Source organism: Aeromonas sp. S11(2024), assembly GCF_041402345.1.
GTDB classification, from domain to species: Bacteria; Pseudomonadota; Gammaproteobacteria; order Enterobacterales; family Aeromonadaceae; genus Aeromonas; species Aeromonas veronii.
In genome coordinates, this window is sequence record NZ_JBGLRC010000002.1 from 72,865 (window position 1) to 95,775 (window position 22,911).

A 22,911-nucleotide genomic window follows, 5' to 3' on the forward strand; every position below is an offset into this window, starting at 1 on the left:
GTAAAGCATTCAGAAGGCGTCGGTGACTATCTTGGGCGTCACGAAAATCAGCAACTCCCGCTTTTTGTTCTCGCTGGTGGTCTTGCGGAACAAGGCCCCCAATCCAGGAATGTCACCCAGCAGCGGCACCTTGGTCACATCGCTCTTGATGGTCTGCTGATAGATGCCGCCCAGTACCAGCGTCTCGCCATTGTTCACCAACACCTGAGTGGTGATAGACTGGGCGTTGATGGAAACCGCATCACCGGTACCAGTCGGTACCGTTTCACCCTTGGTATCCTGGGTCACGGTCAGGTCGAGAATCACCCGATTGTCAGGGGTGATCTGCGGAGTAACCTTCAGGCTCAATACCGCCTTCTTGAAGGTAACCGAGGTAGCGCCACTGGAAGAGGACTCCACATAGGGGATCTCGGTACCCTGCTCGATCAGCGCCGGTTTCTGGTTCGCCGTGGTCACGCGCGGACTGGCGATAATCTCGGCTTTGCTCTCTTTTTCCAGCGCCGACAACTCGAGATCCAGCAAGGTGCCATCCGCCAAACGGGCAACCTGGAAGGCCAAAGTACCGGCCGCATTGGTCACCGGCAGATTGACGTTCAACCGATCGTCTGCTGTCGGTCTGGTAATTGTCGAGCCACCATTGTTGTTACCAGAGCCATCATTCCCCGCTATGGAACCGGACGTACTGTTGCCATGACCATCGTTTTTGGTCACTCCCCACCGCACCCCGAGCGCTTCATCAAAGCCGTCATCAATGGTCACCATCCGCGCCTCGATAACCACCTGCTTGACCGGAATATCGAGAATATCGAGCATCCGTTTGATGCTGCTGATGACATCGGCGGTATCTTTGACCACCAGCACGTTGGTTCGCTCGTCCACGCTCACCGCACCACGGGGTGACAGCAACTTGGTACTTTCGGAAGAGAGCAGGGCCGCCACTTCCGAGGCCTTGGCATAGTTTATCTGCAGATATTCGGTATAGAGCTGCGCCAAATCTGCAACCTGATTGCGGCTCTCAAGTTGCTGCTTCTCGCGTGTTGCGATCTCTTCCGCCGGTGCCACCAGCAGAATGTTGTTGTCCAGTCGTTTATCCAGACCCCGCACTTTCAAAATAATGTCGAGCGCCTGCTCCCACGGCACCCCATCCAGACGCAGGGTAATATTGCCTGCTACCGAATCTGTGGTTACCAAGTTAAGGTTGTTGAAATCGGCGATCAGCTGCAATACGGTACGGACTGGAATATCCTGGAAGTTCAATGAGATGGGCTTGCCCTGATACTGCTTGGATGCCGTGGCCGTCGTCCGCTTTTTCACCTCGATAATGAAGAGCTTGTCTGCCTGATCGTAACGGTAATCAAACTGACCATTGATCGACAGTTCAAACAGGGTATCGCTCCCCTGCCGGGAGACTTCAACCTGAGAGACCGGCGTTGCAAAATCCTGCACATTGATCAGATTAAGCAAACCATCCGGTACCCGAGTGCCATGAAACTTGGCCAGTACGGTCTGGCCGCGGCTGCTCACATCGACGGCGGCCGAGCTGTTATCCAGCGTGACCAGAAACTCCCCCTGGCCATCTTTACCACGACGAAAATCCACACCGGTAACCGAGTTGAAATAGGCGCCGCTCCCATTGCTTTGATAGTTGTTGAGCACCGGCTTGCTGGCAGGCTGTGTGGCTACCGGCGTAGTCACGGGCGCAACAGGCATCGACCGGGCGACGACCTGAGGATTGAGCAGCGCCGAAGGAGAGGGTGTGGCCACCATTGCAGAGGGCGCTGGCACAGGAGTAGCCGAGGTTGCGGGTGCAATCAGGGCGCTCTCACCATTGATGAGCCCGGAAGAGGCCCCCTCGCCCAATGACACCAGTAATTTGTTCCCCTGTTGCTGCACCTGATAGGGAGCAAGCTGATCGAGTGCGATCTTGATATCCAGACCTGCGCCCTTACCCTCAACCTTGATATTATCTACCCCCAGGCGCTGGATCGGCAGCGGGTTCACTTTAAGTGCCCCTACCGCACCGGGAACATGCAACAACAGCTGATTGGGTTGGTAAGAGAGACGATCGGTAAAGCCCGTGACCGGCTCACTGAAACTGAGCTCCACCAGCAATTGATCGGCAAGCAGCGGATTGACCTTGATCTCCTGCAGGGTTGCCACTGCCCACGCCTGACTGAGGGCGCTGGCGCAAAACAGCAAAGCCACTTTGGATACACTCTCTATTGTTGTTCTCATTGCTGTTCGTCCCTGATTATTGTTTTTCTTGCACATTGGCCATCGCCAACTGGGTTTCTCTTGTTACCCAGCACCCCTTCCCGTCCGGAATGGTTTCCAGCAAATCCACTGCAGTGTCAGTGATCTTGATGACTCGGCCCTGATCAAGCCCCATATACTGGTTGAGCCCGACCCGCATCGATTTGCCATCCGGGGTGCTGATCAAGGCCCACAACTGACCCGCCTTACCCAAAGAACCATGCATCGACAGACTGGCCAGCGAATAATTTTCCAGCACCTCTTTCTCACGATCCATCAGGGTCTGTGCACAATCCGGCTGGGCCTTGGCAGTGCTTGTACTTCCGACCGTCGCCTCAGGCTGGGGAACCATGAAGGGGCTGCGCAACTCGCGTTGCTGGTAGTGCATGGGGGCAAAAGGCTTCAGCTCGGGCAAGGGCTCGATAGGTATGGGCGGCCTTGCTTTGGTCTGGGCGACATAGCTATCCATGTCCTCCTGGCCACCACAGGCCGCCAGCAAGAGAGCAGGCAATAACCAGCAGATGCGTCTCATTGTTTCGGCTCCACTGTTTTACCGTTGTACTTGTAGGTCTTGGCCAGCATCGACATCGAAATCAGCTCCCCTTCATCCTTGCTCTGACCCAGAGTGAAGGAGTCAAGGATGACGATACGGGGCAAAGCGGCCATGTCAGCGGTGAACTTACCAATTTGATGGTAAGTGCCCACTACTTCGATACGCATCGGTAGCTCTGTCGAAAACTCGTGCTTTACCTCGGGTTCCCAGTTGATCCGGTTCAATTTCAAGCCGTTGTCGGTAGCAATAAAGCTGATATCGTCCAGCAGCCCGGCGACCTCATGGGTATTGGGCAACTGCTTGAGCTGGGTATCAACCAGTTGCTCAAGCTGAACCATTTGCGCCTTGTATGCCCCCAGGTTGGCAGCCAGCATCGCCTTGCTTTCAAACTGTGCTTTCAGTTCGGTCTCCTTCCCCGCTTCCTGAGTCAAACTGGTCAGTGAGTTGGCAATCACGTAGTAGTAGATGGCGCCGCCGGTCAACACGCAGCAGAAAAAGATGAAGACCCCTTTTGCCCATTTTGGCCAGCTTGCTATGTCATTGATATCTAACTCGTTGAGTTGCTGAAGGTTCATTATTGCTCCTTGGCCACATTCCCTGCAGCCGCAGCATTGTTGGCGATCAGGAACATCATGGAAAAATGGCTCAATGACACTGGCGCAACATCAGCCGCAAAAATAGTGCTTATCTTTGCCTGACCCAACCAACCGGAACCATCAATCCGCCGCATCATGCTGGCCACCCGACCATAGGCTTCGGTCTTGCCATTTACATCAATAATATTGTTCTGCATCGAAAGGGTGTTGAGGTAAACCCCGTTGGGCACCAGTGAAGGCAGCTGATTGAAGAGGCGGACGGGCACATTGCGTCGCATCTGCAGCTGCTCGATGAGCTGCATCCGATCGATCAGCTCCTTGCGACGCTCTTTGAGCAGACGGATCTCCCCCAACTGGGCATCGAGAATAGTCATCTCCTGAACCAGCCGCTGGTTGCGCTGCTGCTGGGCGACGATCTGACGATCAACCAGCCAGTTGGCAAAAAATCCCAGCGCGACCGTGGCCAGCACAAAAATCCCCAGCAAGGCCCCAAACTGTTTCTTTTGGCGCTGGGCCCGGGCTTCACGCCAGGGGAGAAGGTTTATATTTGACATGGTGTGAAACTCCTCAGAGCCAACCCGAATGCCGTCATATATTTAGCACCATGTACCAGCTCGGCCTCTCCTTTCGGTTTGCCAAACAGAGCGAACAGATCCGGGTGCAATACCTCGCAATTGACCTCTTCTTTTACCTGCACCAACAAACCGGGCAGCAGACTGCCTCCCCCCGTCAGCACCAGTTTTGCGATGTCGCGATAACCGGATGAACTGCAAAACAGCTGGATATTGCGCCGCACTTGCTGCAACAGCGAGTTGATGTGGGGCATCAGCACATCCAGCTCATGGTCAACAGGCAAGGTACCTTTGGTTTTAGCCTGCTCAGCCTCATCCAGCGTCATGCCATAAAAGGAGGAGAGCGCCTGGCTGTACTGATCGCCACCGAAGTTCTGCAAGCGGGAGTAGATCACCTCTCCCTTGACCAGCGCCGCAAAGGTCATGGCACTGGCACCGATGTCGATCACCCCGATTGGCCGTTCACTCTCCAGCAATTCGGGCAGACAGGCCACCACGGCACGGCCCAGCGCATGGGCGCCCACATCCACCACCTTGACGGCAATACCGGCTTCGGCAAGGGCGCTGACCCGGCCGTTGACACTCTCGGTGCGGGCTGCGCTCAGCAGCACATCTTGACGATCTTCGCTATTGTTGGTGCTCAGCACCTCAAAATCGAGACTCACTTCATCGAGGGGGAAGGGAATGATCTGCTCGGCCTCCAGCTGCACCTGACTCTCCAGCTCCTTGTCGCTGAGGCGGGCATCAATCTGGATCACCTTGGTTATCACGTTGGAGCCGGTCACCGCAGTGGCGGCATAGTCGCTGTGAGCAGGGATCAGGCGCTTGAGGCTCTTGAGAGATTGGCTGACACGCTCGATATCCTGCAATTGATAGTCAACCAGCGTCCCTTTCGGGGTGGCAATATCGGCGACCGATTCGAGATGAAGCTTGCCAGGTCGGCCACTGAGGGTAACGGCCTTGATGGTCTGGCTGCCGAAATCAATGCCCACCAGAGGGAGGAGGGATCCCTTGTTAAAAAGCCCAAACATATACACATCCATGCGTTATTTGGTTTTATTCCTGAACAGAGTGTAGGACACCCGATCAGAGGAGTGCTTCACTCATCCTAAATGCTCTAACTATCAATGTCATAAAGTTTATGTCGAAAAGTGACCCATCTCGCTTTCTTCATGGCAAGTGGCCCTCCTTGGTTATTGCTCCCCGTAGTGCTAACCTCTCGCATCCTTTTGAGGTGGGTGGCTCGCCACAGGAAAACCTCGAATTCCCGATGGCAAAAGGGCTATACTCTGCGCCCGTTGGCTAATTTTAAGACGATTGGTAGTTCTTCCATGCTGAAATGGCTCGTTCGCCTGTTTATTGTCATGATGCTGGGTGCAGTGCTGGGTGTCGCCAGCCTCATCGGTATCTACTTCTATATCAAACCCCAACTGCCCGATGTCACCGCACTGCGTGACGTCAAGCTGGCAACCCCGATGCGGGTTTACAGCCGGGATGGGGAGTTGATCGCCCAATATGGCGAAATTCGTCGCATTCCGCTGCGTCTGGACGAAATTCCGCAACCCATGATCGATGCCGTACTGGCGACCGAAGATGCACGTTTCTATGAGCACCCGGGCATTGACCCGATTGGCATCATTCGAGCTGCATCCGTCTGGGCTGTCTCCGGTCATGCCCGTCAGGGGGCCAGTACCATCACCCAGCAGGTTGCCCGCAACTTCTTCCTGAGCAATGAGAAGACCATCATCCGCAAGATCAAGGAGGTCTTCCTGGCCTGGCGGATCGAGCAGAATCTCTCAAAAGACGAGATCCTCGAACTGTACCTCAACAAGATCCCCCTCGGTTATCGCTCCTTCGGGATCGGTGCTGCGGCACAGGTTTACTTTGGTAAAGAGGTCAAGGATCTGGGGCTGGACGAGATCGCCATCATTGCAGGTCTGCCGAAAGCCCCCTCCATGCTCAACCCCATCCGCTCCCCCGAGCGCGCCTTTGCGCGCCGCAACGTTGTGCTGGGCCGGATGCTGGAAACCGGCAAGATCACCCAAGCCCAGTTTGACGAAGCGTCCAAGATGCCGATCAAGGCCCGTTTTCACGGCGCCGAAGTGACCCTGCACGCCCCCTATCTGGGGGAAATGGTGCGCCAGAAGATGGTCGAGCAGTTCGGTGAAGATGCCTACACCATGGGCCTGCACGTCTACACTACCGTCTCTGCCGAACGTCAGCGGGCGGCAAGACAGGCGCTGCTGGATGGCGTCTTTGCCTATGATATGCGCCACGGCTATCGTGGCCCGACGGCTCAGTTGTGGAAGGCTGGCGAGACAGCCTGGGATTACGAGCAGATCGTCGCTCACCTTGGCAAACAACCCACTTATGATCCGCTGATGGCGGCGGTCGTGACCAAGCTCGGTGATCGCAGCGCCACGCTGGTACTGAAGAATGGCAAGGAAGCAGAGCTCGGCTGGAACGGCATTAAATGGGCCCGCTCCTTTATTACCGACGACCGTCAGAGCTATGCCCCGAAATCGACGCGCGATGTGCTGAAAGTCGGCGCCCAGATCTGGGTGCGGGAAGAGGGCGAAGAGTTGCTGCTGGCCCAAATTCCGGATGTGAATGCCGCGCTGGTTGCCATGAACCCGAAAAATGGGGCGCTGGAAGCACTGGTCGGTGGTTTCAGCTTCGAACTCTCCAAATTCAACCGGGTCGATCAGGCGCGTCGCCAGATCGGTTCCAATATCAAGCCTTTCCTCTATGCGACCGCGCTGGAGCATGGCTATACCCTGGCGTCGCTCATCAACGATGCGCCGATCAACCAGTGGGATCTATCAAAAGGGCCCATGTGGCAGCCCAAGAACTCCCCGGCCGTTTATGATGGCCCCACCCCGCTGCGTCTGGGTCTGGCCAAGTCCAAGAACGTGATGTCGGTTCGACTGATGCGCGCCATCGGTCTGGATACCTATATCGACGGTCTGACCCGCTTTGGCTTCCCCCGCGACTTCATCTCTCCCCATGAGTCGCTGGCGCTGGGCGCTGCCGAATTCACCCCTCTCGAAGTGGTGCGTGGTTACTCGGTACTGGCCAACGGTGGCTTCCTGGTAACCCCATACTTCATCGACAAAGTGACCGACAGCCTGGAGAACACCCTCTATCAGGCCAATCCTGCTATTGCTTGCACCACCTGCGAACAGCAGGCCGCACCCGAGCAGAGCACACTGCCGGAGCCAACTGTTGATGGAGCCGCACAAGATGGCACGCAGACCCCTCTCGCGCCAACCATTGCCCCGCATACCATCAGTGCCCAGAGTGCGTTCCTGATCACCGACACCCTGAGCACAGCTATCTGGGGTGGCAACGGCTGGCGTGGTACCGGCTGGCGTGCAGCCCGCGACCTGAAACGTCACGACATCTCCGGTAAAACCGGTACCACCAACGAATCGCGGGATGCCTGGTTCTCCGGCTACACCCCGGACATCGTTGCCACCTCATGGATCGGTTTTGACAACCACCAGCGTGGCCTTGGCCGTGCCGAGTTTGGCGGTGGCGCCGCGCAGCCTATCTGGATCGACTTCATGAAAGTCGCCCTCAAAAAGCTGCCGGAGCACAAAATGCCGGTTCCCGAGGGGATCATGACAGTGAAGATTGATAGCGAAACCGGCCTGCTGGCAACCAGTGGCGGCACCGACGAATACTTCAAGGAAGGGACCGAGCCGACCCGCTACGCAGCACCGAGCTCGGATGGCAATCAGGTCTACGGCGGTGACAACCCCGATGTAGAAGGGCCTGTCTCAACCGACGATATCTTCTAAGCTGCTCTCGCGGCAGAAGCAAAACCGGCAGCCTTGGCTGCCGGTTTTTTTATTGGGCCAACTGCTTGCTCATCAGCGTGGCGATCGAGGCGGCCAGCTCGTTGAAACAGGGGCGACGCACCGAGTAGTGGCGATAGAGCAGCGAGATGGTACGCCCTGGCACAGGGTCAACCACAGGTCGATAGCTCACCCCGCCCTCATCATGATCGGCAGGTACGGCCAGCTTTGGCACCAGGGTCATGCCACTACCGGCGGCCACCATGTTGCGCAGCGTCTCCAGACTGGTGCCCTTGAAGCGTTGATCCTCACCTATCCCGCCGGCGAAACAGAATCCCATCGCCTGATCCCGCAAACAGTGGCCATCGGCCAGCATCAGCAATTTCTTGCCCTTGAGATTACCAAGCGGCACCTGTTTGGCCTGTGCTTCGGGGTGATGGCAAGGCACCGCCAACCACATCGGCTCATGATAGAGCTGGATTGAACCAAACCCCTCCATCCCAGGCATCTCGGCCAGAATGACGCAATCCAGCTCCCCCTCTTCCAGCCGTTTGAGCAGGGTTTGGGTCTGCTCCTCATAGAGGTAAAACTCCAGCTGGGGAAAACGCTCACGCAGGGTCTGGATAATGCGGGGCAACAGGTAGGGGCCCACGGTCGGAATAAAACCGATATGGATCTCCCCGGACATCGGCTCGGAGAAGTGCTGACCGATGCTCTTGAGCTCGCGCACCTCCTTGAGCACCCGACGCGCCTGATGGGCCATGGCATCGCCAGCCGGAGTAAACAGCACCTTGCGCGAGGTACGTTCGATCAGAATGACCCCGAGTTCATCTTCCAGCTTGCGCAGCTGGCCGCTCAGGGTGGGTTGACTGACAAAGCAGCGTTCAGCAGCTTTGCGAAAATGTTTTTCCTCATCCAGCGCCACCAGATATTCGAGATCGCGAAGATTCATACAGCAAGAGTCCTGCCTGGAAAATGGGCCATCAGCATGCACAATATCGTCCGGCTGGACAAGTCATCCGCTCGCGGTGAACCTATCTGGCTACCTCTCCAAAACAGAAAAGCCCGATCACCTTGCGGTAATCGGGCTGTTTGACTCGCCGAGGGATTACACCCTGAAACGGCGCACCATATCCTGCAACTGGGTTGCCAGATGGTTCAGCTCGTTGCACGCCTGAGCCATCTGGGTGGCACCGGCGGCCACCTCTTCGGAAGCATGGCTGATATTGACCACGTTGCGGTTGAGCTCCTCGCTCACCGCCCCCTGCTCTTCGGTGGCTGTCGCAATCTGGATGTTCATGTGGGAGATGCTGCTGACCGAGCCACTGATCTGGGAGATAGACTCGCCCGCTTCCCGCGCGGTAGCAACCGTGGTGTTCATCAGCTCCTGACTCTGTTGCATGGTACTGCCCGCCTGTTCGGCACGCTGCTGCAACTCGGCAATGATGGTGTTGATCTGGGAGGTGGAGTCCTGAGTGCGCTTGGCCAGAGTACGCACCTCATCGGCCACCACCGCAAACCCCCGCCCCTGCTCACCGGCACGGGCCGCTTCAATGGCGGCGTTCAATGCCAGCAGGTTGGTCTGTTCGGCAATGCCGCGGATCACCTCCAGCACCATGCCGATATTGCGGCTGTCATCGCCCAGTTGGCGGATCACCACCGCGGTACTCTCGATGGCACCGGCGACCCGTTCAATACGTTGAATGGAGTCATTCACCGTTTGCGCACCAAGTTCGGCCGTCTCACTGGCCGAGGTGGCGGCACTGGCCGCATCACTGGTATTGCGAGAGACCTCCTGCACCGTGGCTTGCATCTCGTTCATCGCCGTCGCCAGCTGGTTCAGCTCATGTTGCTGAGCATTCATATTGTTGGCTGACTGCCTTGCTACGGCACTGATCTCTTCTACCGCAGAGCTCATCTGTACAACAGAACCGGATACCTCCCCAACCAGTTTGCGCAAGTTTTCTTGCATCTGCGCAAAGCCTTTCGCCAGTTGTCCTAATTCATCCTGATTAAACGCATTCAACTCCACACGATGAGTCAAATCACCAGCCGCGACGCTACCAACAAGTTCCAGCAAGCGATTAACGGGTCGTTTGATTTGCTGACTCAAATACCATGCAATCAACACCACGAAAATGAGAGTCGCTGCGCCAGTCAAGATACTGAGGAATTTGGAGCTGGTGTATGCCTCTTCACCTTGGGCATCCATCTCCTTGCCAATACGCTCATTTATCTCACGCAAATCCATCGTTAATTTTGTTGCCTGCTCCAGCGTGGTTCTGAGATTCCCTTGCAAAATCTCTCTTGTCTTGTCACTACTCTGTTTCACCGCCTGATATAGCGGGTCATGCGCTGTAAAAAAGGCATTTCCGGCAGTCTTCAACGCGTTAAAGGTTTGCTCTTCATCAGCAGCATTAAAAGCCAATCCGCCGTAATTAGCCGCAGCCTGCTCAAAACGTGCCTTTGAATCCATCACACCTTGTTGGGTTCGTTCAATATCCGCACTGTCGTTGTAGCCCATCGCGATCACCATAGATAATTGGAAACGCCGAGCATCAAGCAGTGCGATATGCATCTGACTTGCATAGCGAACAGAAGGGATAAGGTTCTCTGCCAATACAGTGTTTTGTTGATTGAGATACGACAGTCGTGAGACGCCATACCCGGCAAGCAGGCATACGCAAAGTGCCAGCACCGCAAAGCCAGTACTCAACTTCTGGCCTATGGACATATTCTGGAGCATAGATTCATCCTTAACTGCGTGTCATCGTTTAATGTCGGTTTTGATAGGAGCTATGTGTTCATGTTTTTGTAATTGAGCATAGCCGTAGAGCTGTGCTTTTGTAGTTTGCATAAGCACCATATATCGCTATCGACACGCAGAGATGACCACTTTAACTACCGCTGACTATTAACGGTTTACTCTATTGCACGCAACAGTCGTGGGATCAGCAACTCCGGCTCCCCCAGATACTGGTTGACCTCTATCCTTTCGAGTTTTCCCCCTCGTTCTATACCCAAAGTAGGATAACCCTGACCGCCCAGCCGTTTCATCCAGCCCTGGCTATCTGCCAGATGTTGCAGCAAGGGGGCCTGCAGATAAACTTGTTGGAATTCCTCGGCTGAAATCCCCTGCTCTGCCGCCAGCGTGGCGAGAAATGCCGGCTCACCAATCCAGATCCCGTCCCGATAGTGGGATTGCTGGATCCGGTGCAACATGACCAGCCCATCGCCCCCCAACGCCGTGACGGCCAAAACCGCACGGATCGGCGGCTCGGAGTCCAGCAGACGGCCTTCCCGCAGCAGCAGTTCGTTAAAGTAGCGTTCGCCAAAATGCTGGCCGGTCAGCGCTTCGATCCGCTGATCATGGGGGCGCACATAATCACGCAATGCCTCGCCCATCGGCTGACGGCGGCTACCCATCCAGAGGCCGCCCGCATGCAGCTCGATCTTGAGTCCGGCAATGGTGGCTGCCGCCTGCAACAGGGGGGCGGCACCGTAGCACCAGCCACAGAGCGGGTCATAGACATAATGGAGGGTGGTTTGTTGTTCGCTCATCTTCATTCTCACTTCAATCTCGGATAAAAAACCGGGCCCTTAGGCCCGGTAAAAAAACACAGGGAAAGCAGGCTCAGTGGCTTACCACTTCATCTCGCCGGTATTGACCTTGGCACCGATGGCCAGACCATCGTCAACCGGCAGTGCCGGATAGGCCTTCTTCAGAGCCTCAATCAGCTCACCGGAGTTTTTCGCCTTGGCCAGCTCCTGTTCGAAACGCTCTACATAGTCACGGGTAAAGGTCACAGCAGCAGTGCCTTTGGGAGCAGTCCCCAGGAAGTGGCCCGGTACCACGCGCTCGGGTTTCAGGGCCAGCAGGTTGTCCAGCGCCTTGACCCAGTTACTGCGGGCCGCCTTGGTCTGGCTGTCCGCCATCCAGACATGCACCCCGTGGTAGACCGGTACACCACCAAAAGCAGTCTTGATGGAAGGGGCCCAGAGGTAGGCATTCGGGGTGTTCATCTCTTTGATCTCAATCTTCTCGCCATCCAGCGTCAGGTGGCTGGCGGTCATCACTTGCGGCACGGTCAGGCTCTTCGGTGCGCCCTTGCCGAGGATCGGGCTCCAATAGCTCAGCTTGGCATTCTTGGTCTGGTTGATGTGGTCAACCACGTGTTGATCGGCCAGCACTTTGACATCCGGGAACGCCGCCATGACCGGCTCCAGACCGAAGTAGAAGTCGGGGTCACCGGCACTGATATAGACAGTGGTCAGCTTCTTGCCACTCTTCTTGATCATGTCGACCAGTGCCTGACCATTCTGCACGTCGAATTGGGCATCGATCAGGATGGCCTCTTTGTCACCGGTCACCAGTGAGGAGGAGACCGGGAAGATCGCCTTCTCGCCAGGGTTGTAGACGGTCACGCTCAGGGGGGCGGCCAGTACGGCGCCACTCAACAGGGTGGTCGCCAGAGTCAGGTTGCGGATCAGGGTATTGTTCATCATCTATTCCTCATTAAGTATTCGGGGGTTCATCTGATGGACACAGTGTATTGGATCACTTAAGGTGCAAATACAGCATAAAAAGCGCATCACTGTTGCACATATCGAACATATAGAGAGCCATACATGGATCGACTGACCGCATTACGGGTCTTTGTCAGCGTAGTCGAACAAGGGAGCCTGAGCGGCGCCGGAGAGAAACTGGATATGTCGCGCGCCATGGTGTCGCGCTATCTGGCCGAGCTGGAGAGCTGGATGGGCGCCCGCCTGCTGCACCGCACCACCCGTCGTTTGAGCCTGACAGGGCCAGGAGAGGAGGCGCTGAACCGGGCCCGCGCCATGCTGGCACTCGGCGAAGAGATGGAGCAGATCGCCGTGAAGGGGGATGACGCCCCCAAGGGACAACTGCGGGTCACCAGCAGCTACTCCCTGTCAGAAGCCTTGCTGGTCGGGGCCGCCAACGACTATCTGGCGCAATACCCGGGGACGGCCATCGACATTCTGCTGCTCGACAGAACCGTCAATCTGGTAGAGGAGCGGATCGATCTGGCGGTGCGCATCACCAACGACCTCGACCCCAATCTGGTGGCGCGCCGTCTCGGCACCTGCCACTCGGTAGTCTGTGCCAGCCCGGCCTATCTGGCCCGTCATCCGATGCCACACAAGGTGCAGGATTTGGCGCTGCACAACTGCCTCACCTACACCTACTTCGGCAAGAGCCTGTGGGAGTTCAATGGACCGGAGGGTCCCGAGTCAGTGCCGGTCAGCGGTAACCTGAGCGCCAATATCTCCAACCTGCTGCTGGAAGCAACGTTGGAAGGCGCAGGGATCAGCCTGCAGCCACGCTACTCGGCACAACCCTATCTGGAGCGCGGGGAACTGGTGCCCCTGCTGACCGACTGGCAACCCAAGCGGCTCGGGGTCTACGGGGTGTATGCCACCCGCAAACAGATGTCGCCGCTACTGCGCAGCTTCCTCGATTTTCTGCTGGCCCGCATGGCGGCGGATCCCATCTGGCAGGAGTGAACACACCTCAAACCCGATCATGAAGAAGGGGCCGCTGCGGGCCCCTTCTTCACTCTGATCCCTTGATCAGGCTTCAAATCCGAATGGTTCTGAGTGCGGCGCTTCCGGCTGCGCACTCTCGTCCAGGAAAATATCCCGATAAGCCACATAGATGGAGTAGTTTAGTGCAGGGATCACCACCAGCAGACCCACCAGCAGCAGCGCCGCGCCAAACAGCAGCAAAATAGCTGAAAGCAGCCCCCACCAGAAGAAGGGCCACATATTGCGCCAGCAGCCGAAGAAGCTCAGCCGTACCGCCTGGATGATGCCGATATCGTGGTGGTAGATCAGCGCCGGAGCAAAGGTGACCCCCATCAGCACGGGAATGATGAGCAGCATCCCCACCAGCAATACCAGCAGCAGTTGTTGCAACTGGCTGGCTGAGACCACCATGCTCTCGGGATCCTGTGTCAGCAGCGGGAGCAGCCCCCACATGGAGAGCAGACCGAGACAGACGAGGCCCACCAGGCTGAACAGCAGCAACACCAGCAGACCACCGAGCATCAGCGGGGTCAACTTGTGGCGAAAACCGGCGAAGAGATCGGCAAACTGCAGCGGCTCCCCCCGATAACCCCGAGCGGCGACCGCCACCCAACCCGCGCCCCACACCATGTAGAGCAGCTGGGAGATAAGGCCACCCGCCGGCAGTTGCTCCAGCAGCATGCCCACCATAAACCAGACCAGCACCATGGCTACGCTGATCCCCATCCCCTTGTTGAAGATATCGAACCCGCTGCGAACCCAGAGCCAGCCACGACCTGTCGTGTACCGAGCCGGTGTGGTGCGCAAAGGGGGTAATCCGTTCATATCGTCTCCTCGGAGTATCGGTGGCATCAGTGCCGGAAGCCGATTCTAGAGCCAGGGCGGGGGCGACTCAATGGCGAAGCGGCCCGACCACGACATAAAACCTGACGCAGCTATGCACAAAAGGGGCGTCAGCCACGCCCCGCCACTGGCTGCCCCGACCATAACGAGGCACAATCTGTCCCCTCCTCCAGCCGCGCCTGTCGTGGCCAGCATGTCGTGATCACCCTTTAGTGATCGGCGAATGCCGGACAGGGGGTTGTCATCCCGCCATCCCGGGCGTTTTAACATCGAGTGGTATCGTCATGAGAGTTGTGTGTTGTCTGTTGTTGTTACTGGCCAGCCAGTCAGCCCTGGCCGAGGGTTTTATCAGTCGCCTGCTCAACCATCCGGTGCCGGGTGGCGTTGCGGTGATCCCTCTTGGCGCGTCACCCACTGCCCCCACGGCCCGCTATCACGACAAACCCGTGCTGGTAGTGCGCGAAGACAACCAGTGGATCGCCATCGTCGGCATTTCTCTGAAAAGCACGCCCGGCGCCCAGCAACTGACCACAGGTGATGGCCGTACTCTCGACTTCACCGTGACCCCCAAGCACTACCGCGAGCAGCACATCAAGCTCAAGAACAGCCGTCAGGTCAATCCGCTCGCCGAAGATATGACCCGTATCAACCGCGAGCTGGCGGAGCAAACCCGAGCTTACCAGACCTTCAGCCCCAACCAGCCGAGCAACCTGATGTTCGACAAGCCGGTCAACGGCCCCCTCTCCAGCCCGTTTGGCCTGCGTCGCTTCTTTAATGGCGAGGAGCGCAACCCCCACTCCGGCCTCGACTTCGCCGTGGGCGCCGGCACCCCGATCAAGTCCCCCGCCGCCGGCAAGGTGATCCTGATCGGCAACTACTTCTTCAATGGCAATACCGTCTTTGTCGACCACGGTCAGGGGCTCATCAGCATGTTCTGCCACATGTCGAAGATCGATGTGAAGCTCGGTCAGAGCCTGCCGCGTGGCGGCATCGTCGGGCGAGTCGGTTCGACCGGCCGCGCTACCGGCCCCCATATGCACTGGAACGTCAGCCTCAACGACACCCGGGTCGATCCCGCCATCTTTATCGGTGCCTTCAAGCCCTGAATCGGCAGAGCCCGTTAACAAAACAGGCAGCCCATGGCTGCCTATCTGCTATCTGCACGTCGAGCCTGATTACCTATCCGGCCAGCGCGTGGGCGCCGGACTCCCGACGCATCGCACGCCACATCACCAACACCAGCAGCGAGCTGCACGTTGGCAATGCCAGCCAGACGCCGGGCACGCCCCACAGGGTCGAGAATCCCCACAAGAAACCGCCGATCAGCACCAGCTTGCCGCCGGTGAGCAGGGAGGCGATGCGAGCCCGATTGATGGCCTGGAAGTAGGTAGCCCCCACCAGCAGCAAGCCCTCCATCGGCAGCCCCCAGAAGTAGAGCCAGATCCCGAGACTCGCCACCGGCAGCAGGGTGGCGTTGTCGCCGGCAAACAGATAGACCGCCGCCTCCGGCCACAGATAGAGCGGGATCATCGCGGATAGGGCGATCCCCAACGTCACTCCGAGTGCCAGATTGCGGATCCGCAGCACCCGCCGCCAGTGACCGGCGCCCGCGTTGAAGCTGGCGATGGGCTGGATACCCATGGCGATCCCCTCGAACACCAGATAGAAGAAGGCCTCGGTGTAACTGATCACCCCGTAGGCCGCCACATGCAGCGAAGTACCCACCGCCAGCAACGCCTTGTTGTGCAGCGCCAGCACTACCGAGAGATAGAGGTACATCAGAAAACTGGAGACCCCGAGGCGCACCGTCTCGCCCATCAGCCGCAGATCGGGGCGCAAGGTGTCCCAGCTTATCCGCAACTGGCTACGCGGTGTGAAGAAGTGCCACAGGCAAGCGAGGCCCGTCACTGCCTGGGAGAGCATAGTGGCCGTCGCCACCCCGGCAAGTCCGAACGGAAACACCACCATCAGCAGATAGTCGAGCAGCACGTTGAGCAGCCCCCCGACCACCATGATGATAGTGACAAACCCGGGGCGGCCATCGTTGCGCAGCAGCGAGCTGAACGCCATCGACAGCACCGCAAAGACGCCGAGCCAGGCGTAGGCCTGCAGGTAGGAGAGCCCGGCGGTGAAGATCTCCCCCTCCGCCCCCATCCAGGCCAGCATGGGCTCGCCATAACGGATCCCGATAAAACTGAGCAGTGCCGAGGCCAGCAACACCATCATCAGCGCATTGCCGACGATATGGCGGGCTTTGGCCGGGTTGCCCTGCCCCAGATAGAAGGAGACCAGCGACGAGGCCCCCATGCCGATCAGCGCCCCCACCGCATAGAGCACGGCGCAGATGGGATAAGCCAGCATCAGACCGGCCATCCCATCCTGACCCAGCACATGGCCAACGAAGATGCCATCGATGGTGACATAGATGCCGGTGATCAGCATGGCCGCCACGGTCGGGGTTACGTAACGCCAGAAAAGGCGAGATAGCGGGGCTGTGCCCAGATCAACAGCTGACATATTCGACTCGGTGGAGAGAAAGCGGCCGGGATCATAGCGAAACGGCAGCACGACTTCCTGTTATTTGTGTTATGAATCATTAATATAGACTGCTTTACCCGCCTCCCTGCCCTGTTTTAGGCTAGGGCCACCTCTTCTGAACGGAAACGAGCCTCATGTTGCAACGCCTGCTCACCCTCTTGCTGCTCTCTCTTATCTTGTTGCCGCCAGCCGTGCGCGCCGACGATGCCATTGCCCAGGCCGAATCCCTGTTGCAGAGCGTGCCCAAGAGCGATACCCCGGAAAACCAGAAGCTGCGGGAGAGCTACCAGCAGGCGCTGCAATTTGCCAGAGAGGCCGAGCGCTATCGGGAGCAGAGCAAAGCCTATCAGCAGATCCTTATCGATTACCCCAAGGAGTCGGCACGCCTCAAGGAGAGCCTGCACAACTATCAGCCCGCCGCTCGCCCGCCGCTGGCGAGCCTCAAGGAGGAGGCGCTGCGCCAGGCCATAGGCTTGAGCAGCAACCGCCAGCTCAACCTGCGCAAGGAGCGGCAGGGGGTGATGGACAGCCTCAACCAGCTGGAGAGCACCGGTCAGGAGTATCACCTGCGGGTGGACGATCTGCGCAAACAGCTGCAACTGACCCGCAGCCAGCTGGAGCGACTGAGCTTCAGCAGCGAATCGGATCGCCAGCAGGAGGCACAACTGCTGCTGACCAGAATGAAAGAGCAGAGCCTCTCCGACCGGATCCAGATGCTGGAGCTGGAGCAGCTCTCGGCCCAGCAGCGCAACGATCTCGGCAAGCTGAAACTGCAGGAGCTCAATCTGGCCATCGCCGACGAGGATGAGTGGCAAGCCAGCCTGCTGACCCAGCAGAACCAGCTGCGTAGGGAGAAGACCGAGCAGGCGCTGGAGGAGAGCGAACGGCTGCGCAAGCAGCTCACCACCGACATGCCGCTGCTGCTGGAGCAGCAACAGCAGAATCAGGCGCTCTCCATCCAGCTCGGCACGCTGGAGGATCAGATTGAGCGGGTGCAGGACGAGCAGCGCAGCGTCGACAAGAATCTGTTTGAGCTGAATGAGCTGGTCAACTCGGTACGCGAACAGCTGGAGTGGCTGCAGATCAGTAATGCCTACGGCGAGAACCTGCGCAGCAAACTCTCCGATCTGCCTCCCCAGTTTCCCCTCGACAAGCTGGAGTCCGCCATCGTCAGCGCCCGTATGGCCAAGTACCAGTACGAGAGCGAGCAGGATGGGCTCAAGGATACCCGCCAGCTGCGCGACAAGCTGATGGCCGAAGAGGAGGTGACGCTGGATCGGCCACAGCAAGCGGTGCTCGACAACCTGCTCAAGGCCCGGCGCCAGCTGCTGACCCGGCTCAACGACGCCTCAGACACCCTCATTCAGGAGCAGACCCGTCTCAAGCTGCTCTACAGCCGCCAGAACAGCAAGATCGACGAGATCCGTGAAATAAGCGCCAGCCACCTGTTCTGGATGCCGGATGTGCGCCCCTTTACCCCGCAGGTCATGCTCGGCATTCCCGCCGCGCTGACCCTGGCCTTCAACCCGGACAACTGGTTGCAACTGCCCTACGCCATCGCCGAAAACAGCCCGCTGAGCCTCACGCTAGCCGGTATTGGGCTGCTGGTGCTGGCCTGGAGCTGGTTCAAACTGGCCCGTCACCTGAGCCTCTATTGCGACCATATTGCGCCACGGATCGGCAAGGTGACCCAGGACAAATTCAGCCTCACCAGCCGCTTGCTGCTGCGCTCCCTGCTTGCCGCCCTCCCCTTGCCCGCCATGGTGCTGATGGTGCGCGGCCTGCTCGAAGGGGCCTGGCAATACCCGTTTGCGGTGGCGGTGGCGCGTGGCCTTGGCGAGATCTGGTTTCTGCTGCTGGCACTGGTGATGGCCCGCCACCTGACGCTGGAGCGGGGGATTTTGATCCACCACTTCCGTTGGCCCCGGGAACAGGTGCAAAAGGTGTGGGGGCAGTTTCGCACCCTGCTGCTGGTGCTGATCCCGAGTTTCTTTGTGCAGGGGATGGCCAACAGCTATCAGGAGCACGCCTTCTACGACTCCCTCGGCCGGATGGCCTTCATGATCGGTGCACTCTGGCTGCTGCTCTTCTTCGCCCGCCTCAACCGGGAGCGATTGCCGCTCACCTGGGGCCAGACCGACATGACCAAGCCCCATCTGCTGCACCACTTCATCTGGAATAGCCTGATGCTGGCGCCGCTGCTGGCGGTGATTGGCGCCCTGTTTGGCTACTTCTATACCTCGCGCACCCTGCTGCGCCAGCTGGAGCTTAGCCTGCTGATGGGGCTGGGTTGCCTGCTGGTCTACTATCTGGCCAGACGCTGGATGCTGATCCAGCGCCGCCGCCTCGCCTTCGAGCGCGCCAAGAGCAAGCGGGCCGAGATCCTGGCCCAGCGCGGCCGGGAAGAGGGGCATGACGAGCTCAGCTCCGAGACCCCGGACGTGGTGGAAGAGACTGAGCTGGATCTCGATACCATCAGCGCCCAGTCGCTGGGACTGGTGCGCACCCTGCTGATGCTGGGCTTCACCATGCTGGTGGTGGTGCAATGGTCGGATCTCAACTCCGCCTTCAGTTTCCTCAGCAATATCGAGGTGTGGCAGGTGAGCAGCAAGATTGGCGGCATCGAGCAGCTCTCGGCCATCACCTTGCAGGATCTGATGCTGACCGCCTTCGTCTTCATTCTGACCGTGGTGACAGCCCGCAACCTGCCGGGGCTGATGGAGCTGACCCTGCTGCAACACCTCAGCCTCTCCCCGGGTACCGGCTTTGCCCTCACGACCACCAGCAAGTATCTGGTGATCCTGATCGGCGCCCTCACCGGCTTCTCCATGCTGGGCATCGACTGGTCGAAGACCCAGTGGCTGGTCGCAGCCCTCTCGGTGGGGCTGGGTTTCGGTCTGCAGGAGATCTTCGCCAACTTTGTCTCCGGCCTCATCATCCTGTTTGAGAAGCCGATCCGGCTCGGTGACACCGTCACCATTCGCGATCTCACCGGCACCGTCACCAAGATCAAGACACGGGCAACCACCATAGTGGATTGGGATCGCAAGGAGATCATCGTGCCCAACAAGGCCTTCATCACCGAGCAGTTCATCAACTGGTCGCTCTCAGATGCCATCACTCGGGTCAAACTGCGGATCCGGATCGGCCTGACCCGGGATCCGAAACTGGTGCAGCGCATTCTGGAAGAGTCCATCCAGGCATCGACCCTGGTATTGGAAACGCCGACGCCAGAGGTCTTCCTGATCGAATTCACCGACTCGGCACTGATCTACGAGATCCGCCTCTACGTCAACAACATGGATCACCGAATGCCCATCACTCACGAGGTTCATTCGCTGGTGCTGGAGAAGATGCAGCAGCAGGGACTTACCCTGCCCCATCAACAGATCGACATTCACCTGAGCCGCGGCTGATCCGCGAGGTAGAAGGAGCAGAACATGCAGATTATTGCCCATCGTGGCGCCAGCGGTCTGGCACCGGAGAACACCCTCAAGGCGATGGCCAAAGCGCTGGAGCTGGGAGCGTCAGCCATCGAGATCGACGTACAGGCGGCCGATGGCGAGTTGTGGGTCTTCCACGACCGGCGGCTGGAACGCTGCACCAATGGCAAGGGGGTGCTGACCGAGCAATCCCGCTCCTATCTGGAGCAGCTCGATGCAGGTGAAGGAGAGGTGATCCCGACCCTGTGGCAGGTGATGGAGATCATCGCCGGACGCTGCGAGTTGCATATCGAGCTCAAGGGGGCTCATACCGCCGATGCGGTGGCAACCCTGACCCGACGGGCAGAGGCCGAGCTGGGCTTTACCCCCGGCCAGTGGGTGGTCTCCTCCTTCCATCACCCCGAGCTGGCCCGATTTGCCGCCTTGCGGCCCGATATCCGGCTCGGTGCCCTGACCGCCAACCTGCCGCTCAACCTGGCGCAGTTTGCCGACAAGCTGGGGGCCTGGTCCATCAATTGCGATGTTGATTTCATCGACGCCGCGCTGGTCGATGATGCACATCGCCGGGGGCTCAAAGTTCTGGTTTATACCGTTGATTATCCAGAAGATTATGAAACGCTCTCTAGCATGGGGGTCGATGGAATCTTCACCAATCGACCAGATCGTTTTCTGACGCAGTGAGGGGGCGATACGCACATGGATAACCACTGATTTAGGCACTAACTTTAAATAGCTGACCGGGATACAAAGAGTTCAACTTCAGCCGATAAACAGAGGCTCATAACAATAACTAGATTCCACACACTTCAGACTGACGCTCACAAGGATGTAACTATGAACTTATCCATTAAAAACAAGCTTGTTCTGGCTATCGGGGTCATCATTCTGGTGATCACCTGCCTGCAGGTCTGGTACAACACCTCGCAACTGCGCAGCGAGACCCAGCGACTGGTCTGGAACATCATCGACGAAAGCTCCATGGCCAACGTCAAGGGGATCTCCCGCTGGGTCGACTCCCGGATCAGCATGGTCAGCACCACCAAGGAAGCATTCGCCAAAGAAGACGAGCCCATCAGTCATCTGGCCCAGTCCATGAATGCCGGTGGCTTCGACCTGGTCTATGCCGGTACCGCAGACGGCAAGATGATCCAGAGCAAACCAACCGATTTGCCCGCCGGTTATGACCCACGTCAACGCCCCTGGTACAAGGACGCGGCCGCCGCAGGCAAGCTGGTCATTACAGCCCCCTATGCCGACATCTCCACCGGCCAGCTGATTGTCACCATTGCCGAGCCGTTCCAGCGTGGCAATACCCAGGGGGTCATCGCCGGTGACGTCTCCATCAGCTCACTGATCTCGGATATTCTGGCGGTCACCACCGAGGGAACCTACGCCATGCTGGTGGACAGCAATGGCACCATCATCGCGCACCCCGATGCCTCCCTGAGCCTGAAATCCGCCACCGCTCTGGCACCGGAACTGACTGCGGCCTACATCAATCAGGTCGCCCATGACGGCATGATCAACGAGCTGGTGATCAGCGGCAAGAAAGAGGTCTACGACTTTAATGCCATTCCCAATACCAACTGGTATTACGGCATGATGGTGGATGAAGAGATCGCCTACCAGTCGGTACGCCGCATGGTTACCTCCTCTTTCATTCAGGGGCTTATCACCATACTGATCGTGGCAGGCTTCTCCTATGTCGCCATCAACGGCTCGCTGGCCCCTCTGAAAACCCTGGGCGAAGCGATTGCCGATCTCTCCCGTGGCAACGGCGATCTGACTCGCCGCATCAAGATTGAACGTGAGGACGAAGTAGGCGCGGTTGCCAAACACGTCAACACCTTCATCGAGCGGATCCATGTGATGGTGCAGGATATCTCCAACTCCTCCGGCCAGCTCAACCAGCAGGCCAAGTCCTCCCACAGCATGGCGGAGAAGGCCAATCAGGGGCTGGCACGCCAGCAAAACGAGATCTCCCAGATCGCCACTGCGGTACACGAGATGTCGGCCACCGCAGTCGAGGTCGCCAGCAACGCGGAGCAGACCGCCGAAGCGGCCCGCAGCTCCTCCAGCAGCTGCGAGCATGGCAAGCAGGTGATCGCCCGCAACCAGCGCTCCATCACCGATCTGGCTACCCAGGTGGAACAGGCCTCCAACATCATTCAGGAACTGGAGAAAAACGCTCAGGAGATCAACACCATCCTCTCCACCATTCAGGGCATCGCCGAGCAGACCAACCTGCTGGCACTCAACGCCGCCATCGAAGCGGCACGTGCCGGTGAACAGGGTCGCGGCTTTGCGGTGGTTGCCGACGAGGTGCGCGTCCTGTCACAGCGTACCCACAGCTCCACCGTCGAGATCCGCAATATGATCGAAACCCTGCAACGCAATACCCAGGGGGCGGTCAGCACCATGCACGAAGGGCAGCTGCTGGCCCAGAACAGCGTGGATGACGCCAACAACGCCACCCATGCGCTGGAGCAGATCACCACCTCGATCAACCAGATCTCCGACATGGCGACCCAGATCTCCAGCGCGGCTGAAGAGCAGCGGGCCGTCACCGATGAGGTAAGCCGCAACATTCAGGCGGTGAAAGATGTCTCGGACGAACTGGCAGTGGATGCAGACAGCTCACGCCATCTCTCTGAACAACTTAAAAATATTTCGGGTGAACTGAGCAATCAGGTCGGTATGTTCCGCATTTGAGGATGAGCAAAAGGGGCCGTACAGGCCCCTTTTATTTTTCTAAATAGCGCT

Annotated in this window: 17 protein-coding genes; 6 read left to right on the forward strand and 11 right to left on the reverse strand. The window is 58.3% G+C overall.

What is annotated here, in order from left to right:
• Positions 1-9: 9 nt before the first annotated feature.
• From pilQ to tapM, 5 genes are read right to left on the reverse strand one after another with little or no spacing between them, the layout of a single operon-like run.
• The gene (pilQ, locus tag ACB040_RS02170) at positions 10-2,235 is read right to left on the reverse strand and encodes a type IV pilus secretin PilQ (protein ID WP_371153080.1); all 2,226 of its coding nucleotides are present in this window, start codon (positions 2,233-2,235) and stop codon (positions 10-12) included.
• 16 nt (positions 2,236-2,251) lie between these two features.
• Positions 2,252-2,785 (reverse strand): pilus assembly protein PilP, encoded by a 534-nt coding sequence (locus ACB040_RS02175; protein WP_005335020.1) that lies wholly within the window; start codon positions 2,783-2,785, stop codon positions 2,252-2,254.
• Positions 2,782-3,381, reverse strand: coding sequence for a PilO family type IV pilus biogenesis protein TapO (gene tapO / locus ACB040_RS02180; RefSeq protein WP_005353996.1), 600 nt, complete (start codon positions 3,379-3,381; stop codon positions 2,782-2,784). Before tapO ends, ACB040_RS02175 begins: the two co-directional genes overlap by 4 nt.
• Positions 3,381-3,956 carry a PilN family type IV pilus biogenesis protein TapN gene (tapN, locus tag ACB040_RS02185; protein WP_338772264.1) on the reverse strand — a complete coding sequence of 192 codons (576 nt, stop codon included), beginning with the start codon at positions 3,954-3,956 and terminating at the stop codon, positions 3,381-3,383. Before tapN ends, tapO begins: the two co-directional genes overlap by 1 nt.
• Entirely contained in the window at positions 3,944-5,005 is a 1,062-nt protein-coding gene (gene tapM / locus ACB040_RS02190; RefSeq protein WP_319888603.1) for a PilM family type IVa pilus assembly protein TapM, read from the reverse strand. Before tapM ends, tapN begins: the two co-directional genes overlap by 13 nt.
• A 300-nt stretch (positions 5,006-5,305) precedes the next feature.
• Here tapM and ACB040_RS02195 point away from each other — a divergent pair, with 300 nt between their 5' ends.
• A complete protein-coding gene (locus ACB040_RS02195; RefSeq protein WP_371153081.1) occupies positions 5,306-7,777 on the forward strand; it encodes a penicillin-binding protein 1A in 2,472 nt (823 codons plus the stop codon).
• A gap of 49 nt (positions 7,778-7,826) precedes the next feature.
• On the opposite strand, the gene oxyR is transcribed toward ACB040_RS02195, so the two are convergent.
• The 4 genes from oxyR to ACB040_RS02215 all read right to left on the reverse strand — a co-directional run bounded on the left by oxyR (position 7,827) and on the right by ACB040_RS02215 (position 12,277).
• Positions 7,827-8,726 carry a DNA-binding transcriptional regulator OxyR gene (gene oxyR, locus ACB040_RS02200; RefSeq protein WP_058055639.1) on the reverse strand — a complete coding sequence of 300 codons (900 nt, stop codon included), beginning with the start codon at positions 8,724-8,726 and terminating at the stop codon, positions 7,827-7,829.
• A 156-nt stretch (positions 8,727-8,882) separates the two neighbouring features.
• Positions 8,883-10,520 carry a methyl-accepting chemotaxis protein gene (locus ACB040_RS02205; protein WP_021229786.1) on the reverse strand — a complete coding sequence of 546 codons (1,638 nt, stop codon included), beginning with the start codon at positions 10,518-10,520 and terminating at the stop codon, positions 8,883-8,885.
• Between the two features lie 176 nt (positions 10,521-10,696).
• Entirely contained in the window at positions 10,697-11,341 is a 645-nt protein-coding gene (locus tag ACB040_RS02210; RefSeq protein WP_338772269.1) for a DsbA family protein, read from the reverse strand.
• 75 nt (positions 11,342-11,416) lie between these two features.
• The gene (locus ACB040_RS02215; protein ID WP_371153209.1) at positions 11,417-12,277 is read right to left on the reverse strand and encodes a Vmh family MBL fold metallo-hydrolase; all 861 of its coding nucleotides are present in this window, start codon (positions 12,275-12,277) and stop codon (positions 11,417-11,419) included.
• A gap of 126 nt (positions 12,278-12,403) precedes the next feature.
• Here ACB040_RS02215 and ACB040_RS02220 point away from each other — a divergent pair, with 126 nt between their 5' ends.
• A complete protein-coding gene (locus ACB040_RS02220; protein WP_323969334.1) occupies positions 12,404-13,303 on the forward strand; it encodes a LysR family transcriptional regulator in 900 nt (299 codons plus the stop codon).
• A gap of 66 nt (positions 13,304-13,369) precedes the next feature.
• On the opposite strand, the gene ACB040_RS02225 is transcribed toward ACB040_RS02220, so the two are convergent.
• Positions 13,370-14,149: a BPSS1780 family membrane protein gene (locus tag ACB040_RS02225; RefSeq protein ID WP_371153082.1), complete on the reverse strand. Its 780-nt coding sequence runs from the start codon at positions 14,147-14,149 to the stop codon at positions 13,370-13,372.
• 302 nt (positions 14,150-14,451) lie between these two features.
• On the opposite strand from ACB040_RS02225, the gene ACB040_RS02230 reads away from it, so the two are divergent.
• Positions 14,452-15,273, forward strand: a complete 822-nt coding sequence (locus ACB040_RS02230) for a peptidoglycan DD-metalloendopeptidase family protein (RefSeq protein WP_100653144.1) — start codon at positions 14,452-14,454, stop codon at positions 15,271-15,273.
• A 73-nt stretch (positions 15,274-15,346) separates the two neighbouring features.
• Here the strand turns inward: ACB040_RS02230 and ACB040_RS02235 are convergent, their stop codons facing one another.
• A complete protein-coding gene (locus ACB040_RS02235; RefSeq protein ID WP_371153083.1) occupies positions 15,347-16,684 on the reverse strand; it encodes an MATE family efflux transporter in 1,338 nt (445 codons plus the stop codon).
• A gap of 155 nt (positions 16,685-16,839) precedes the next feature.
• On the opposite strand from ACB040_RS02235, the gene mscM reads away from it, so the two are divergent.
• The 3 genes from mscM to ACB040_RS02250 all read left to right on the forward strand — a co-directional run bounded on the left by mscM (position 16,840) and on the right by ACB040_RS02250 (position 22,860).
• Positions 16,840-20,121, forward strand: a complete 3,282-nt coding sequence (gene mscM / locus ACB040_RS02240; protein ID WP_021229779.1) for a miniconductance mechanosensitive channel MscM — start codon at positions 16,840-16,842, stop codon at positions 20,119-20,121.
• A gap of 24 nt (positions 20,122-20,145) precedes the next feature.
• Complete coding sequence (locus ACB040_RS02245) at positions 20,146-20,829, forward strand: glycerophosphodiester phosphodiesterase (protein WP_338772273.1); 684 nt, start codon at positions 20,146-20,148, stop codon at positions 20,827-20,829.
• A gap of 153 nt (positions 20,830-20,982) precedes the next feature.
• Positions 20,983-22,860: a methyl-accepting chemotaxis protein gene (locus ACB040_RS02250; protein WP_005335052.1), complete on the forward strand. Its 1,878-nt coding sequence runs from the start codon at positions 20,983-20,985 to the stop codon at positions 22,858-22,860.
• The last annotated feature ends 51 nt before the right edge of the window (positions 22,861-22,911 follow it).

What these genes read in the sequence shown, in the direction of transcription:
- pilQ (WP_371153080.1), bottom strand. Translation starts at nt 2,235, where the DNA reads ATGAGAACAACAATAGAGAGTGTATCCAAAGTGGCTTTGCTGTTTTGC.
- ACB040_RS02210 (WP_338772269.1), bottom strand. Translation starts at nt 11,341, where the DNA reads ATGAAGATGAGCGAACAACAAACCACCCTCCATTATGTCTATGACCCG.
- ACB040_RS02245 (WP_338772273.1), top strand. Translation starts at nt 20,146, where the DNA reads ATGCAGATTATTGCCCATCGTGGCGCCAGCGGTCTGGCACCGGAGAAC.
- mscM (WP_021229779.1), top strand. Translation starts at nt 16,840, where the DNA reads ATGTTGCAACGCCTGCTCACCCTCTTGCTGCTCTCTCTTATCTTGTTG.
- ACB040_RS02235 (WP_371153083.1), bottom strand. Translation starts at nt 16,684, where the DNA reads ATGTCAGCTGTTGATCTGGGCACAGCCCCGCTATCTCGCCTTTTCTGG.
- ACB040_RS02250 (WP_005335052.1), top strand. Translation starts at nt 20,983, where the DNA reads ATGAACTTATCCATTAAAAACAAGCTTGTTCTGGCTATCGGGGTCATC.
- ACB040_RS02215 (WP_371153209.1), bottom strand. Translation starts at nt 12,277, where the DNA reads ATGAACAATACCCTGATCCGCAACCTGACTCTGGCGACCACCCTGTTG.
- ACB040_RS02220 (WP_323969334.1), top strand. Translation starts at nt 12,404, where the DNA reads ATGGATCGACTGACCGCATTACGGGTCTTTGTCAGCGTAGTCGAACAA.
- tapN (WP_338772264.1), bottom strand. Translation starts at nt 3,956, where the DNA reads ATGTCAAATATAAACCTTCTCCCCTGGCGTGAAGCCCGGGCCCAGCGC.
- ACB040_RS02175 (WP_005335020.1), bottom strand. Translation starts at nt 2,785, where the DNA reads ATGAGACGCATCTGCTGGTTATTGCCTGCTCTCTTGCTGGCGGCCTGT.
- tapM (WP_319888603.1), bottom strand. Translation starts at nt 5,005, where the DNA reads ATGTTTGGGCTTTTTAACAAGGGATCCCTCCTCCCTCTGGTGGGCATT.
- ACB040_RS02205 (WP_021229786.1), bottom strand. Translation starts at nt 10,520, where the DNA reads ATGCTCCAGAATATGTCCATAGGCCAGAAGTTGAGTACTGGCTTTGCG.
- ACB040_RS02225 (WP_371153082.1), bottom strand. Translation starts at nt 14,149, where the DNA reads ATGAACGGATTACCCCCTTTGCGCACCACACCGGCTCGGTACACGACA.
- ACB040_RS02230 (WP_100653144.1), top strand. Translation starts at nt 14,452, where the DNA reads ATGAGAGTTGTGTGTTGTCTGTTGTTGTTACTGGCCAGCCAGTCAGCC.
- tapO (WP_005353996.1), bottom strand. Translation starts at nt 3,381, where the DNA reads ATGAACCTTCAGCAACTCAACGAGTTAGATATCAATGACATAGCAAGC.
- oxyR (WP_058055639.1), bottom strand. Translation starts at nt 8,726, where the DNA reads ATGAATCTTCGCGATCTCGAATATCTGGTGGCGCTGGATGAGGAAAAA.
- ACB040_RS02195 (WP_371153081.1), top strand. Translation starts at nt 5,306, where the DNA reads ATGCTGAAATGGCTCGTTCGCCTGTTTATTGTCATGATGCTGGGTGCA.